General features: G+C 57.8%; 11 protein-coding genes. 4 read left to right on the top strand and 7 right to left on the bottom strand.

Going from position 1 to position 15,609, the window contains the following annotated elements; translation table 11 throughout:
• Positions 1-28 precede the first annotated feature (28 nt).
• Positions 29-916 carry a CDP-diacylglycerol--serine O-phosphatidyltransferase gene (gene pssA / locus QIT27_RS09040; protein ID WP_159343233.1) on the bottom strand — a complete coding sequence of 296 codons (888 nt, stop codon included), beginning with the start codon at positions 914-916 and terminating at the stop codon, positions 29-31.
• Positions 917-1,062: 146 nt separating this feature from the next.
• A complete protein-coding gene (gene ilvC / locus QIT27_RS09045; protein ID WP_044630358.1) occupies positions 1,063-2,079 on the bottom strand; it encodes a ketol-acid reductoisomerase in 1,017 nt (338 codons plus the stop codon).
• Between the two features lie 195 nt (positions 2,080-2,274).
• On the opposite strand from ilvC, the gene ilvY reads away from it, so the two are divergent.
• Positions 2,275-3,162, top strand: coding sequence for an HTH-type transcriptional activator IlvY (ilvY, locus tag QIT27_RS09050; protein WP_285263561.1), 888 nt, complete (start codon positions 2,275-2,277; stop codon positions 3,160-3,162).
• A gap of 90 nt (positions 3,163-3,252) precedes the next feature.
• On the opposite strand, the gene ilvN is transcribed toward ilvY, so the two are convergent.
• The 5 genes from ilvN to rluD all read right to left on the bottom strand — a co-directional run bounded on the left by ilvN (position 3,253) and on the right by rluD (position 10,393).
• The gene (gene ilvN / locus QIT27_RS09055) at positions 3,253-3,744 is read right to left on the bottom strand and encodes an acetolactate synthase small subunit (RefSeq protein ID WP_030074339.1); all 492 of its coding nucleotides are present in this window, start codon (positions 3,742-3,744) and stop codon (positions 3,253-3,255) included.
• Entirely contained in the window at positions 3,744-5,468 is a 1,725-nt protein-coding gene (locus QIT27_RS09060; RefSeq protein WP_159343235.1) for an acetolactate synthase 3 large subunit, read from the bottom strand. Before QIT27_RS09060 ends, ilvN begins: the two co-directional genes overlap by 1 nt.
• Before the next feature lie 505 nt (positions 5,469-5,973).
• Positions 5,974-8,553, bottom strand: coding sequence for an ATP-dependent chaperone ClpB (gene clpB, locus QIT27_RS09065; RefSeq protein ID WP_159343236.1), 2,580 nt, complete (start codon positions 8,551-8,553; stop codon positions 5,974-5,976).
• 128 nt (positions 8,554-8,681) lie between these two features.
• Positions 8,682-9,437, bottom strand: a complete 756-nt coding sequence (pgeF, locus tag QIT27_RS09070; protein WP_253019302.1) for a peptidoglycan editing factor PgeF — start codon at positions 9,435-9,437, stop codon at positions 8,682-8,684.
• Positions 9,434-10,393: a 23S rRNA pseudouridine(1911/1915/1917) synthase RluD gene (gene rluD / locus QIT27_RS09075; RefSeq protein ID WP_285263562.1), complete on the bottom strand. Its 960-nt coding sequence runs from the start codon at positions 10,391-10,393 to the stop codon at positions 9,434-9,436. The genes pgeF and rluD overlap by 4 nt, the downstream gene beginning before the upstream one ends.
• A gap of 194 nt (positions 10,394-10,587) precedes the next feature.
• On the opposite strand from rluD, the gene QIT27_RS09080 reads away from it, so the two are divergent.
• The 3 genes from QIT27_RS09080 to QIT27_RS09090 all read left to right on the top strand — a co-directional run bounded on the left by QIT27_RS09080 (position 10,588) and on the right by QIT27_RS09090 (position 15,589).
• The gene (locus QIT27_RS09080; protein WP_159343239.1) at positions 10,588-11,400 is read left to right on the top strand and encodes an outer membrane protein assembly factor BamD; all 813 of its coding nucleotides are present in this window, start codon (positions 10,588-10,590) and stop codon (positions 11,398-11,400) included.
• Between the two features lie 239 nt (positions 11,401-11,639).
• Entirely contained in the window at positions 11,640-13,349 is a 1,710-nt protein-coding gene (locus QIT27_RS09085) for a methyl-accepting chemotaxis protein (RefSeq protein ID WP_285263563.1), read from the top strand.
• A gap of 83 nt (positions 13,350-13,432) precedes the next feature.
• Positions 13,433-15,589, top strand: a complete 2,157-nt coding sequence (locus QIT27_RS09090) for a putative bifunctional diguanylate cyclase/phosphodiesterase (RefSeq protein ID WP_285263564.1) — start codon at positions 13,433-13,435, stop codon at positions 15,587-15,589.
• The last annotated feature ends 20 nt before the right edge of the window (positions 15,590-15,609 follow it).

Raw genomic sequence — 15,609 nt, forward strand, 5'->3', positions numbered from 1 at the left:
GGCTAATGTGAAAAAGTTTTCAAAAAGTTTAGCGCTTGGGTTTGGCTTTGCGCATGACGGCCAAAATAGGGCCTGAACACACATAAGCTGCAAACAGCAGCAACAGCATGACCGACGGCTCGACGGAGATCATCACAAAGCCCAGCACGACGGCCAACAGCACTACGAAAGGCACCGGCTTTTTGAAATCAAGGTCCTTGAAGCTGTAGTAGCGGATGTTACTCACCATCAAAATACCGGCCGCACCGACGACGACGAGCATCAGCAGTTTGAAGCCAAACGCATCGGCATCGAAACTGTGAAACGTCCACACGCTAGCAGCTACCAGCGCCGCTGCAGAAGGGCTAGGCAAACCGATAAACCATTTTTTATCGACGCTACCAATTTGCACGTTGAAGCGTGCCAAGCGCAGCGCAGCACAGGCAACGTAAAGGAACGCCACCACCCAGCCTGTTTTGCCAATATCTTGGAGAATCCAGGTAAAGGCGACCAATGCCGGTGCCATCCCGAACGAGATCATATCGGCAAGACTGTCGTACTCAGCGCCGAACTCGCTTTGGGTGTTGGTCATGCGCGCCACACGGCCATCCAGACCATCCAGCACCATAGCAATGAAAATGGCCACGGCCGCCGAGGTGAACTCACCGTTGATACCGGCGACGACGGCAAAAAAACCGGAGAAAAGCGCGGAGGTCGTGAACAGATTGGGCAGTAGATAGATCCCTTTACGACGAATCTTCTTACCGTCTTCGACGGCCTCTTCCACGACCTCGGTTTCCCGCAGGAACGCCGCGGCGAGATCTTCATTACCGACGGTATCGTCCTTTGTCGTTGCGGGTTGTGGGGAGTCACCGCTGGCCGACGTCTCGGAAGGCTGCGTGTTGCCGTGCTCTTGATCGCGAGCATCCTGGGTCATAAGTGTCATCCATTTAAAGTGAAGTCACACGAAAAGTGATCTCTTTTCATTCTACACGGTGACGCCCAGGCGACCAGCCAATTGCCATAGACAACGAAAAACGCCCCGAAGCAGCGCGTCGGGGCGTGGGTAACTCGATGCGTCGATTAGTTTTTGGACTTGTCGACCAGCTGGTTGGCAGCAATCCACGGCATCATACCGCGCAGCTTGGCACCTACCTGCTCGATTTCGTGTTCCGCGTTCAGGCGACGGCGTGCCGTCATGGACGGGTAGTTGGTGTTACCTTCCTGAATGAACATCTTGGCGTATTCACCGGTCTGGATACGCTTCAGTGCGTTACGCATCGCCGCACGAGACTGGTCGTTGATCACTTCAGGCCCCGTTACGTACTCGCCATACTCTGCGTTGTTAGAGATGGAGTAGTTCATGTTGGCAATGCCGCCTTCGTACATCAGATCGACGATCAGTTTGAGCTCGTGCAGACACTCGAAATAAGCCATTTCCGGGGCGTAACCGGCTTCCGTCAGCGTTTCGAAGCCCGCTTTTACCAGCTCGACGGCGCCGCCACACAGGACCGCTTGCTCGCCGAACAGATCGGTTTCGGTTTCGTCTTTGAAGGTGGTTTCGATAATACCGCTGCGGCCACCGCCAACACCGGCTGCGTAGGAGAGCGCCAGCTCTTTCGCACTGCCAGACGCATCTTGGTGAATCGCGATCAGGTCCGGAATACCGCCGCCTTTGACGAATTCGGAACGAACGGTGTGGCCCGGCGCTTTCGGCGCGATCATGATCACGTCGAGATCTTTACGCGGCTCGATCTGGTTGTAGTGAATGTTGAAGCCGTGGGCGAACGCCAGCGTCGCGCCCTCTTTCAGGTTCGGCTCGACTTCCTGCTCGTAGATGGCTTTTTGGTTTTCGTCCGGCGCCAGGATCATGACCACGTCAGCGGTCTTGCACGCTTCCGGCACGCTCGCCACTTTCAAGCCAGCCGCTTCTGCTTTCGCTGCAGAAGAGGAGCCTTTGCGCAGGGCAACGGTCACGTCGACGCCCGACTCTTTCAGGTTGTTAGCGTGTGCATGGCCCTGCGAGCCGTAACCAACGATGGTGACTTTCTTAGCCTGAATAAGGGACAGGTCGCAATCTTTATCGTAATAAACGTGCATAGCGAAACTCCAGAAGTCGATGAAACCAAAACTTTTTTTGCGTATAGGTCAGCGTTGATGGCCACCCGTGCCGTCTTTTGCAGCACTAGGATTCGGCGTTGGGGTCACTCTACGACAGCGCAACCATTGCGTAAAACGCTATGTTTGCAACATACTATTTCATATTATGAAACCACGTTCAGGTTGCAGGTTCTCATGGATTTCCGTCTCCTCAAGCATGTCATTACCCTGGCCGATACGCTGCACTTTGGCCGCGCCAGCGAGCTTTGTCATATCAGCCCATCGACGCTGAGCCGCTCTATTCAACAGGTAGAGAGCGAGCTAGGCACGCGCCTGTTTGAACGGGACAACCGCCACGTGACGCTCACCCCTCAAGGCATCACGTTCCAACGCTATGCCAAAGAGACCCTGGAGCAGTGGGAAACTCAAAAACGCACCTTGGCCGCCACCACGGCGCAGCTCAGCGGCGAAATCAGCATTTACTGCTCCGTCACGGCGAGCTACAGCTTTCTGTATGAATTGCTCAGCGATGTACGTACCCGTCACCCTGGCATTGAGCTCAAGCTGCATACTGGCGACCCTGCCGATGCGATGTCGCGGGTACTGGAAGGTGCTGATGACATGGCCATCACGCCGCGGCCGCGTATCCCACCTAGCGCGCTGGCCTTCAAGTCGCTGACCCGCTCACCACTGCTGTTCATTGCACCGACCGAACCGCATGCGTGGCTACCGCAGCAGCCGGAAAGCTCCACCGCCGAGCAGTGGCAGCACGTGCCGATGATTTTGTCGGAAGCGGGTCTTTCCAGGGAGTATGCCAATACGTGGTTTAAAGCCATGGGCATTGCACCGCGTATTTATGCCCAGGTCGCTGGGCATGAAGCCATTGTGAGCATGGTGGGGCTGGGGTTTGGCGTGGGCGTGGTTCCCAAGATCGTGCTGGACAATAGCCCGCTGGCAGAGCGCGTGCAGGTACTCAACGTCAAGCCTGAGCTACCCCACTACGACGTTGGCCTCTGCGTGTTGAACCGACGGCTCAAAAACCCGATGATCGACGCGTTTTGGGTGGCAGTGACTCCGCGTTGATGTGCTGACCATCCATGACGAGGCACGCACAAAAAAACCGCCCAGCAAGGGGCGGTTTTTCGTCGACACCTTCCAGCGACTCGGCGCAGGCTACAGCGACAACACCTTATCACCACGGGCAATACCGGATACCCCGGTACGCGCCACTTCGAGAATGCCCACCGGCGCCATGGCCTGTAGGAAAGCATCCAACTTCGACGCGTCGCCCGTAATCTGCACGGTGTAGAGGCTTGGCGTCACGTCGACGATCTGCGCGCGGAAGATATCCACCGTGCGCTTTACTTCGTCGCGAGCAGCGCCAAGCGCTTTCACCTTCACCAGCATCAGCTCACGCTCGATATGATTACCCTCGGTGAGATCCACCAGTTTCACCACATCGATTAGCTTGTTGAGGTGTTTGGTGATCTGTTCGATCACTCGGTCATCGCCCACCGTAGTGACCGTCAGGCGAGACAGCGACGGGTCTTCCGTCGGTGCCACGTTCAGCGTTTCGATGTTGAAGTTACGCTGGGAGAAGAGCCCGACCACACGTGACAGCGCACCCGGTTCGTTTTCCATCAGAATCGAGATGATATGACGCATCAGGTACGCTCCGTTTTAGACAGCAGCATGTCACGCATAGCACCCAGCGGTACCTGCATCGGATAGACGTGTTCATGGGGGTCGACCTTCACGTCCAGGAAGACCAACTCATGCTTGTTGGCAAACGCACGCTCCAGCGCCGGTTCCAACTCGTCTAGCGTCGTCACGGTGATCGCGGTGAACCCGTACGCTTCGATCAGCATATGGAAGTCGGGCAGCGACTCCATATAGGAGTGCGCATGGCGAGATTTGTAGTTCAAATCCTGCCACTGGCGCACCATGCCGAGCGATGCGTTGTTCAGGTTGACGATCTTGACGCCCACGCCGTACTGCTTACAGGTGGAGAGTTCTTGCATCATCATCTGAAAGCTGCCTTCACCGGTGACGCAGACCACATCGTCGTCCGGGAAGTTTTGCTTGATGCCCATGGCAGCAGGGAAGCCAAAGCCCATGGTGCCTAGCCCGCCTGACGTGATCAGACGATTCGGCTTGTCGAACTTGTAGTACTGCGCCGCAAACATCTGGTGCTGCCCCACGTCCGTGGTGACGTACGCTTCGCCACGGGTCACTCGGCACAGCGCTTCGATGACTTCTTGCGGTTTCAGCACTTCGCCGGGCTTGGAAGGCTCGTAGAGCTTTCCTTCACGCTCGGCGCGCCAGCCGTCGATCTTCTGCCACCATTCGGTCAGCGCGTCGGGGTGCGCGATGGCGTTCCCCTGCACCAGGCTAATCATCTCGTTGATGACGCTGGCGGCTGGCCCTACGATCGGCACATCAGCACGTACGGTCTTGGATACCGAGCTTGGGTCGACATCGACATGAATGATTTTCGCTGTTGGGCAGAACTTCGACGTGTTATTGGTCACTCGGTCGTCGAAGCGCGCGCCAATGGCAATGATCAAGTCAGCATGGTGCATGGCCATGTTGGATTCATACGAGCCGTGCATGCCCAGCCACCCCAGACACTGGCGGTCGCTTTGTGGGTACGCACCAATGCCCATCAGCGTAGTGGTAATCGGGAAACCAAGCTGCTTCACCAAATCGGTCAAGCCTTCGCTTGCTTTGCCGGTCACCACGCCACCGCCGGTATAGAACACTGGGCGCTTGGCCTTCAGCATCATTTCGACGGCTTTTTTGATCTGCCCGGTATGGCCACGGGTTACCGGATTGTACGAGCGCAGTTTGACCTTTTTCGGGTACACGTACTCATAGCGCTCGGTGGGGGCCGTCATGTCCTTAGGAATATCCACCACCACCGGGCCAGGACGACCGGTCGATGCCAGATAGAAGGCTTTTTTCAATACTTCAGGAATCTCGGACGGGTGACGAATCGAGAAGCTGTGCTTCACGATAGGACGCGTCACGCCGACGATATCGGTTTCCTGGAAGGCGTCGTCACCAATCAAGTGGCTCATGACCTGGCCGCATAGCACGACCATGGGAATGGAGTCCATGTAGGCGGTCGCAATGCCAGTCACCGCGTTGGTAGCGCCGGGGCCAGAGGTCACCAGCACCACGCCGGGCTTGCCGGAGGCACGGGCATAGCCGTCGGCAGCGTGGGTGGCTGCCTGTTCGTGCCGCACGAGGATGTGCTTCACTTTGTCTTGGCGGAACAGCGCGTCGTAAATATGCAGCGCCGCACCACCGGGATAACCATAAATGTATTCGACGCCCTCATCTTGCAAGAAGCGGGCGATCATGTCTGCGCCGGAAAGCAGTTCCACTGTGTTTCTCCCCTGGAGGTCTCGAGTGCGATCCGCAGGACATCCTGCGGGGTCGAGTGCGGCGGTATGCCGCTGCCGGCCCATGCCGGCACCTGATGCCAAACCCTGGCAATATGGCCCGGTTAGGGCCTGCACTCTCATCGGGAACGCTCATCTATGTCGACCATAAAGAGCGTTTCCCTAACACGGCGGTTTGCCATGTCGGGGCGTTGGCCAGGTCAGGCGGTTAGCCCAAGCCCGGAAGTCCTTCGGCGGGTAGAGGCGTGAGCCTACCCTTCGCGCGGGGATGAGGGGTTGCCCGTTGGTTCCGCGCCCGCAAATCAGGAACCCACAAGATTCCATTAGCACCCTTAACCTGTCAACCTCCGATCCAGCCAAACGCAACAAAGGTCGCAGTCAGCACAAAAAAATGCCCCGACAGCGGCGCTGACGGGGCATTTGCCCTATATCATTGCGCAATCCCCGCACGGTATTGCGCCAAGTCCGGCTCTACGAGACGGCATGATTAGTGAAACACCAGCTTACCCTCTTCCGCGCTGATGTGAATGGTCGTACCGGGAAGGTACTTACCTGCCAGCAGATTCTGCGCCAGCGGGTTTTCGACGCGGCTTTGGATAGCGCGCTTGAGCGGCCGTGCCCCAAAGACAGGATCGAAGCCCACCACCGCGAGCTGCGCCATGGCATCGTCGCTCAACTCCAGGCGCAGATCGTGTTCCGCAAGCCGTGCCTTCAAGCGCTCCAACTGAATGCCAGCGATGGCCTGAATCTGCTCTTGGCCGAGGGCGTGGAACACGACCACCTCATCGATCCGGTTGATCAACTCAGGGCGGAAGTGATTACCCACAACCTCCATCACCGCGTTTTTCATCAGCTCGTAGTCGTTATCATCCCCGCCCATGCGTTGAATGATGTCTGAGCCCATGTTGGAGGTCATCACAATCACGGTGTTACGGAAGTCGACGGTACGACCCTGACCATCGGTTAAGCGGCCATCTTCCAGCACTTGCAGCAGAATGTTGAACACATCCGGGTGCGCTTTTTCCACCTCATCCAGCAGCAGCACCGAGTAGGGCTTGCGGCGCACGGCTTCGGTCAAGTAGCCACCTTCTTCGTAACCGACATAGCCGGGAGGTGCGCCAATCAAGCGGGCCACGGAGTGCTTCTCCATAAACTCCGACATATCAATGCGTACCATGGCCTCTTCCGTATCGAACAGGAAATTGGCCAGCGACTTACACAGCTCGGTTTTCCCCACCCCGGTCGGGCCGAGGAATAGGAACGAACCGTTGGGGCGGTTGGGGTCGGCAAGGCCCGCCCGAGAGCGGCGCACCGCGTTGGCGACGGCCTCGACCGCCTCGTTTTGACCAATGACGCGCTCGTGCAGGGCGTCTTCCATGCGCAGCAGCTTGTCCCGCTCGCCTTCCAGCATTTTAGAGACAGGAATGCCTGTCCAGCGGGAGACCACTTCCGCGATCTCTTCTTCCGTGACGTTGGAACGCAGCAGCTGGTGGCTCGCGGTGTCTGCTTCACCTTCGCCCGCTTCGCTGATCTTCTTCTCCAGCGCGGGAATTTTGCCGTACTGGATTTCCGACATACGACCTAAATCGCCCTGGCGGCGCGCTTGCTCAAGGTCGATACGCGCTTGCTCAAGCTCCGCCTTAAACTGAGCCGCACCTTGGATACTGGCCTTTTCCGCCTTCCAAATCTCATCCAAGTCCGCGTATTCACGCTCCAGCTCATGAATCTGCTGATTGAGTGCTTCTAAGCGTTTCTTGGTGGCTTCGTCGGTCTCTTTCTTAAGCGCTTCACGCTCCATTTTGAGCTGAATGAGGCGACGGTCGAGACGATCCATCTCTTCAGGCTTGGAGTCCAGCTCCATGCGAATCCGCGAGGCGGCTTCATCGATCAGATCGATGGCTTTGTCCGGCAGCTGACGGTCGGTGATGTAACGTGTCGAGAGCTTGGCAGCGGCAATAATCGCCGAGTCGGTAATATCGACGCCGTGGTGGACCTCATAGCGCTCTTTCAGGCCGCGCAGAATGGCGATGGTATCGGCCTCGGTAGGCTCGTCCACCAGCACTTTCTGGAAACGGCGCTCTAACGCGGCGTCTTTTTCGATGTACTTGCGGTACTCATCCAGCGTGGTGGCACCTACGCAGTGCAGCTCGCCTCGCGCCAGCGCCGGTTTGAGCATATTGCCCGCATCCATCGCACCTTCGGCTTTCCCAGCCCCCACCATGGTATGCAGCTCGTCAATGAACAGAATCACTCGCCCCTCTTCTTGGGAGAGCTCTTTCAGCACGGCTTTCAGGCGCTCTTCGAACTCGCCGCGAAACTTGGCCCCGGCGAGCAGCGCGCCCATATCCAATGAGAGCACACGCTTCTCTTTCAGACCTTCGGGCACCTCGCCATTGACGATACGCTGAGCCAAGCCTTCGACAATGGCGGTCTTACCCACACCGGGCTCGCCAATCAGTACCGGGTTATTTTTGGTGCGACGCTGTAGCACTTGGATCGTGCGGCGAATTTCGTCGTCACGGCCAATCACTGGGTCGAGCTTGCCGTCCAGCGCGCGCTGGGTCAGGTCCAGCGTGTACTTATTGAGCGCTTCACGCTGCTCTTCCGCATTGGGGTCGTCGACCTTGGCACCGCCGCGCAGGCTGTCAATGGACGCCTCTAGGCCTTTACGGCTTAATCCCGCCTCTTTCATCAGTTTGGTGATGGCGCTGTTCATTTCCAATGCGGCCAGCAGCACGAGTTCCGAGGCGATGAATTGATCGCCGCGCTTCTGGGCTTCACGGTCGGTGAGATTGATCAGCTTGACGAAATCACGAGAGGGCTGAACGTCGCCATCGAACTGGCCGACTTTGGGCAAATCGTCCATTTGACGCTGCAAACCGTCGCGCAGGCGTGAACTGCTGCCGTCGGCTTTCTCGATCAGCGCTTTGATGCCGGTTTCTTTGGTATCGATCAGTGCCAGCAGCAGGTGCGCGGGATCGAGCTGGTTATGGCCTTGGCCCACGGCGAGAGACTGCGCCTCGGCAATGGCGGCCTGTAATTTGGCAGTGAATTTATCGAATCGCATGACGTGCCTCCTGGGGAGTGCCGTGCGTTTGGACCCACGGCGTTTCCCAATAACCTGTCGTTGAACGTGCTAAAGACGATTAGCTTGACAAGTTAAATGGCGTCATATCCACGCATTTCAAGTGGCGATTAGTTGATCCAGATCACGCTTGCCATGCGGCCGGTATTGCCGTTATCACGGCGATAGGAGTAGAAGCGCGACTCGCAGGCGGTGCAGAAGTGCCCGCCGCTAATATGATGAATGCCCAAAGCTTCCAGGCGAAAGCGCGCGAGCCGATACAAATCGGCCATATAGTGCCCAAGCCGGTACGGGCTGTGGTCGAACGCGTCGGCCGTATCTGGGTGTATTGCGACGAAAGCGCCGTACACTTCTGGCCCTACCTCGAACTGGGCATTGGAGATCGCAGGGCCTAACCACACCAGAACATCGTCGGGATCGCAGTTCATGGCAGCTACCGTGGCTTCCAGCACGCCGCCTGCCAACCCGCGCCAGCCCGCGTGGGCCACCGCTACCTGCGTTCCTTGGCGATTACAAAACAGCACTGGCAAACAGTCGGCGGTGAGCACGACACAAGCGTACTCGCGGCTGTTGGCAAGCGCAGCATCGGCATCGGGTGCATCGCTTTGGTACTCCTGCTGCACCCTCGCGCCGTGGGTTTGGTTAAGCCACAGCAGCGGGCGGTCATCGCCAATCTCTTTTTGAAGCAATCGTCGACACAGCGCCACATGGTCGGCGTTATCGCCCACGTGAGCGGCCGGATTGAAGGCCGCAAAGTCGTTCTGGCTCGGCCCCGTTTCACGCGTGGTCACAAAGGCCCGCACGTTGGCGGGCGCGGGCCAGTCCGGTAGCAGTAGCGTCGGGCGTAGGTCTATAGCATCGCTCATCGCATGGTCTCGCTATCTTCGCGCAGGTAGTCCAACAACATTAGTAGATCATCGGGCAGGTCGGCTTGAAAAGTGAGGGTTTCGCCACTGACGGGGTGTACGAAGCTCAACTTGCGAGCATGCAGCGCTTGGCGAGGAAACTCGCGCAAAATCTCTTTCAACGGCCCGGCTGCCCCCGGCGGAAGCTTGGCACGGCCACTGTAGAGCGGGTCGCCAATCAGCGGATAGCGGGCATGGGCCATGTGCACACGGATTTGGTGGGTACGGCCGGTTTCTAGCTGGCAGCGCACGTGGGTGTGGGCACGAAAGCGCTCGACCACGCGGTAATGCGTCACGGCTGGCTTGCCGGAAGCCGTCACTGCCTGACGCTTGCGGTCTTTCGGGTGCCTGCCAATCGGCGCATCGATGGTGCTCCCCGCCACGGGCTTACCGATCACGATGGCGTCGTACTGACGCGACACGGTACGCGCCTGAAGCTGCTCCACCAGCACGGTTTGGGCGGGCAAGGTTTTGGCGACCATCATCAGGCCAGTGGTGTCTTTATCCAGGCGGTGGACGATGCCCGCACGGGGCACTTCCGCCAGTGTGGGGTGATGATGCAGTAGCGCATTGAGCAAAGTGCCATCCGGGTTGCCCGCCGCCGGATGCACGACCATGCCCGCAGCCTTGTTAATGACGATGACGTCATCGTCTTCGTAGACGATGTTCAGCGCAATGTCCTGGGGCTCGAAACGCGTGTCCTCTTCGATAGTCGCATTGAGCGTCAGCACTTCATGGCCGTGCAGTTTGGCTTTCGGCTTGACCTTGGCACCATCGACGGTGAGCTCACCGGCGTTGATCCACGCTTTCAAACGCTCGCGGGAGTAATCACTGAACAACTCCGCTGCCGCTTGGTCCAAACGTGCGCCAGCTAGCGTGGCGGGCACCCGCTGCGTGGCTTCAACAATACGAGACATGAATAACCTCTCTGAGACGCTAACCGCCCAAACAAACCACCCAAGATGTACAACTTGCCGTTGCGACGTGTCGCTAAGCCTGCGTTTTGCGTCTAGGTGTTTTATAGTGGGCTCACTGCGACCTATTCTACCATTTCTACTTATGGCCATCGTCGCTTTTCGGTGATTGAGGCTTGTTTGCAACGAGGATGATGATGCGCGTTTTTTCCGCTGCCCACCGCTTTGGCGCCCTAGCCTTGAGCCTTGCCCTTCTCGCAGGCTGCGCCAGCAACGACACGACCCCGGAAGAGGAAGACGAGTTTGCGGGTGTCCAGGAGCGCGAGCTGTACGAGCTGGCACGCACCGCGCTCGATAGCAACCGTTTTCCGATTGCTATCGAGCGCCTTGAAGCGCTGGATACCCGCTACCCGTTCGGTCCTCACGCTGAGCAGGCCCAGCTCGAACTGATTTATGCCTATTACGAAAACAGCAACTGGGAAGAGGCGCGCGCTGCCGCTAGCCGCTTCATCCGCTTACATCCGGATCATCCCCAGGTGGATTACGCTTACTACCTGCGCGGACTTTCTGCCTGGCAGGCGGGACGTTTCAGCCTCGAGCGCCTGCGCCTGATCGACATCTCCAAGCGTGATCTAGGGGCATCGCGCGATGCTTACAACGACTTCCGCGAACTGATTCAGCGCTTCCCGCAGAGCCAGTACGCCCCGGATGCCCAGCAGCGCATCGTCTACCTGCGCGAGCTCTTGGCGCGCCATGAGTTGCACGTAGCCGATTACTACCTGCGTCGCGGCGCCTTCCTGGCCGCCGTCGAGCGGGGTCGCTGGGTGATCGAGAACTATCCGGAATCCAACGCGACTCGCGATGCGCTGGCGACGATGGTCGAAGGCTACCAGGGGCTGGGCATGGATGACCGTGCCAGTGAAGTCCTCGCTGTGCTGCGGGAAAACGCACCGGATCACGAGCAACTACAAGGTGGTCGCTTCACACCAAAGCATGGCAACAGCGATTGAGCGTTGAATCATGCCGCTAGCGGCTGCCACGATTTGGCTGTACAATTTGCGCACTAATAAAACCACGCTTCGGCGTGGTTTTTTTATTCTTACCTAATTAAAACTTCATTAACAAAAACTTAATCAATTCGAAAAACATAAATAGTCATACAGATGTTGTACAAATTATGCTGCCAGCACTATTATCCCCTTTGCCGAACATAATAAAGCGCCTTCACGGCGCCTAAGGAGCCCCTTGCATGACCTCCCTGATGAAACGACTTTCGGGTACGAAAATAAGCACCCGACTCGCCGTCGGATTTTCTATCCTTCTGGCATTACTGGTGCTGCTCACCGTGGCAGGCATCCTTCAAGTCAACCAAATTGACCGTGGCTTAACCCAGATCAACGATGTTCACGGCGAAAAACAAGGTTACGCCGTCGATATGCGAGGCAGTGTTCATGATCGCGCCATCGTCTTGCGTGACATCGTCATCACTGCAGGTGATGGCATGTTGACAGAACTGCAGGCCGAGATGCGCCAACTCGAGGAGGCCTACCAAGCCGCCATGGCCGGAATGGCACAGGTCAATCAAACCTCGACGGCCTCGGCAGACGAGCAGCGAATGCTGGCGAACATCGGTGAGCAAGCCGATGCGACGAAGCGCTTGACGGCGCAAGTCTTGGCCGCTCGAGAGACGGGTAACAATCAGCAAGCCCAAGCCATTCTGTTAGAGCAGGCAGGCCCTGCCTACACGGAATGGCTCAACCGCATCAATCAGTTCATCGACCTGCAAGAACAGATCAACAACGTGACCACCGCCGATGCCCGTGCCACGGCTTCGGGTTTTCAGCTACAGATGCTTGGCTTAACGCTCTTTGCCCTACTGATCGGTGGCCTGATTGCCGTCTTCCTGTCGCGTCAGCTATTGCGGGAACTGGGTGCCGAACCCTTTGAGGTGAAAGCCTTTGCTCAAGCCATCGGTCGTGGCGAACTCGCCACCAAAGGACGGCTTAAGAAAGGCGATACCCGCAGCATCATGGCGTCGCAGGTCGAGATGGCGAAGCACCTCCAAGACATCGTGGCGCAAGTGCGCGCCTCGGCGGAGGCCGTCGCCTCCAACAGCGAGCAGATTGCGGAAGGCAACAACGATCTTGCCTCTCGCACTGAGGAGCAGGCCAGCGCCCTGGCCGAAACGGCCTCCGCCATGGAGGAGCTCAACAGCACGGTGAAGCAGAACGCCGATAACTCCGAACAGGCCAGCCAAGAAGCCGCCAGCGCTTCGACAACGGCCACCCGGGGCGGTGAAGCGGTGCATCAGGTCGTCGCCACCATGAACGATCTCAATAAAAGCTCTCAAGAGATCGCTGGCATCATTTCGACCATTGATTCGATCGCCTTCCAAACCAACATCTTGGCCTTGAACGCCTCGGTCGAGGCAGCCCGAGCAGGCGAGCATGGCCGCGGGTTTGCCGTCGTTGCCGAAGAGGTGCGTAAGCTGGCCCAGCGCAGTGCCGATGCTGCGCGGGAAATCAACAACCTCATCAGCAGCAATCTCGAGCGCGTCAACCATGGTAACGAGCGGGCGGAAGAAGCCAGCAAATCCACCGAAGAGATCGTCGAAGCCATCCAGCGTGTGACCACCATCATGCAAGAGATCAGCAATGCCAGCGCCGAACAGAGCGCTGGCGTTCAGGAAGTGGGCCAAGCGGTCACCGAAATGGATCAGGTCACGCAACAAAACGCATCGTTGGTACACGAAAGTGCGACTGCCGCCAACAACTTGCGTCAAAATGCCCACCAGCTGCTGCATGCCATGGGCGCATTCAAACTGCCGTCGACGGCGTCGAGCACACCACGTCGCGTGAGCCAAGCCACCCCACCGTCCTCCCCCGCGCCCCAGAAAGCGCCGGCGCTGCCTGCAGCCAACTCCAGCGCTTCTGCGGAACCTGAGTGGGAAAGCTTCTAAATAAAACGCCTGACCTGCCGTTAATTATTTAGAGAGGCCGTGGCGTGATGCGCCACGGTCCACTGCTTTCCCTTGAGGTTACTATGAAACCTTCGCAAAGCCTGTTCATGGTGTTTTTGCTCCCCATTCTGATGGTCGTACTTCCCGTGGCACTGCTATTGGGGCTAGCCACCTATACGATCAAAGAGCAGTCGCTGCAGAGCTATCAGCTTCAGTCCAACGACCTGGATACCCTTGTGCAGATGGCGACGTTTGATCGTCAACTAGGCGATCTTCATCAACGCATGAGTGAAGTGTTTAGCCGCGCGGAAGCGACCGATCTGGGCGCCATGCAGCGTTACTCCGAATACGGCCTGATTAACCAAGAGCTATCGCGCATTGGTGACAGCATTGATCAGTTGGCCGCCTCGCCGCTGATCTTCGACCTGAGTCAGGAGAGCGCCGACACCTTACAGCGCGCCTTTCGTGAATATCGCCGGTTTGTCAGCATGGCGAACGAAGCGGCTACCCTGAACCAGGGAGACCCAGGGTATTACCTGCAAGAAGCCCAGCGCCACTTCTCGACTTTCAGCCTCTTTTCTCAGCAGATTTTCGAGGCGCTGACCCAGCGTGCCAGTGATCGTCACCGGGAGTCGTACACCGACCTCATCCAATCGCGCAACTCCACGCTATGGCTCGGTCTGGGACTCTTTGCCCTGCTGATCAGTGCCGCCTTTTTGGCCGCGTGGCGCATCAATCAGCGGCTCGTCACGGTGGGCGACGCGATTCTAGCCCTATCCGACAACCACCAAGCCCTGCCCGACATGCAGGCCGTCGAACGCCTAAGCAAACAGCACAGCGGCCCGCTTCAGCGCATTGCGCTTTCGCTGCTCTCTTTTCGCGATACCGAACAGCAGCGTCGCGAAGCGGAGCGCCAGGTCCATCAACTGGCGTACTACGACACGCTCACCGATCTACCTAACTGGCGGTTGATGAAAGAGCACTTGCAGCACTCGTTGGAAACCAATAGCCAAACCAATACCTACGGGGCGCTGGTGTACGTGGATGTGGACGAATTCAAGCGCATCAACGACGGCATCGGCCATCGGGCGGGCGACGACCTGCTCAAGCAGATGGCCTCGCGGCTAAAAACGTTGGAGCAACAGGGCTGCACCATCGGCCGCCTGAGCGGCGATGAATTCGTGCTGATCGTAGACGGTTTGGATGCCGACAAGCTGAAGGCCGCTGAGAAAGCCGAGTTCTTTGCGCAGCAGATCAATCACGCGCTGACCCAGTCTTACTGCTTGGATGGGCATTACCAGTATCTCAATGTCAGCCAGGGGCTCGTCTTGTTCAAAGGTGTCGATGACAGCGTCGACCAGCTTTTCCAGTACGCCAACTCAGCGGTTCACCTCGCCAAGCGCGATGGTCAAAATACGATCCGCTTTTATGACCCGACGGTGCAAGCACAGCTGGAAACGCGCACCGAGCTCGAGCGGGATCTGCGTCTCGCCATTGAGCGGGAAGAGTTCGTACTGGTGTATCAAATGCAGGTGGACAGCCAAGGGCGAGCCATCGGCGCGGAAGCGCTCATCCGTTGGCAGCACGCTACCCGAGGTTTCGTCTCGCCAGGCACCTTCATTCCGCTGGCCGAGGAGACTGGACTCATCGTGCCTATTGGCACCTGGGTACTGCACGCTGCCTGCGAACAGCTCGTCATGTGGGAAACGGCGGCACACACCAAGGACTTGGTCCTGGCCGTTAACGTCAGCGCCAAACAGTTCCAACAGCCGAACTTCGTTGAAGAGGTGGCCAACGCCCTGGAACTTAGCGGCGCTTCGCCGCACAAGCTGAAGCTTGAGCTAACTGAGAGTACCGTGATTGGCAAAGTAGAAGATACCATCGCCCGTATGCATCAGCTGAAGGCGCTGGGGATCAGTTTCGCCATGGACGACTTTGGCACCGGCTACTCATCGCTTCAGTACTTGAAGCGATTGCCGCTGGATCAGATCAAAATCGATCAATCCTTCGTGCGCGATCTTCATCAGGACGAAGATGACATGGCCATCGTCGAAACGATCATTGCCATGGGGCATTCGCTGGGACTGAACGTGATTGCCGAGGGGGTAGAAACCATGGAGCACTGGCGCTACTTGAACGAACACCAGTGCCACGCTTACCAGGGTTACTACTTCTGCAAGCCAGTAGCCGCGGAAGAGATGGCCAAACACTGTCTGGCCCCTCCTCCGGTACTGACTTAAGCCAGTGCGCGCTTGGGCCC

This window comes from Halomonas sp. LC1 (genome assembly GCF_030247125.1).
Taxonomy (GTDB): Bacteria; Pseudomonadota; Gammaproteobacteria; order Pseudomonadales; family Halomonadaceae; genus Vreelandella.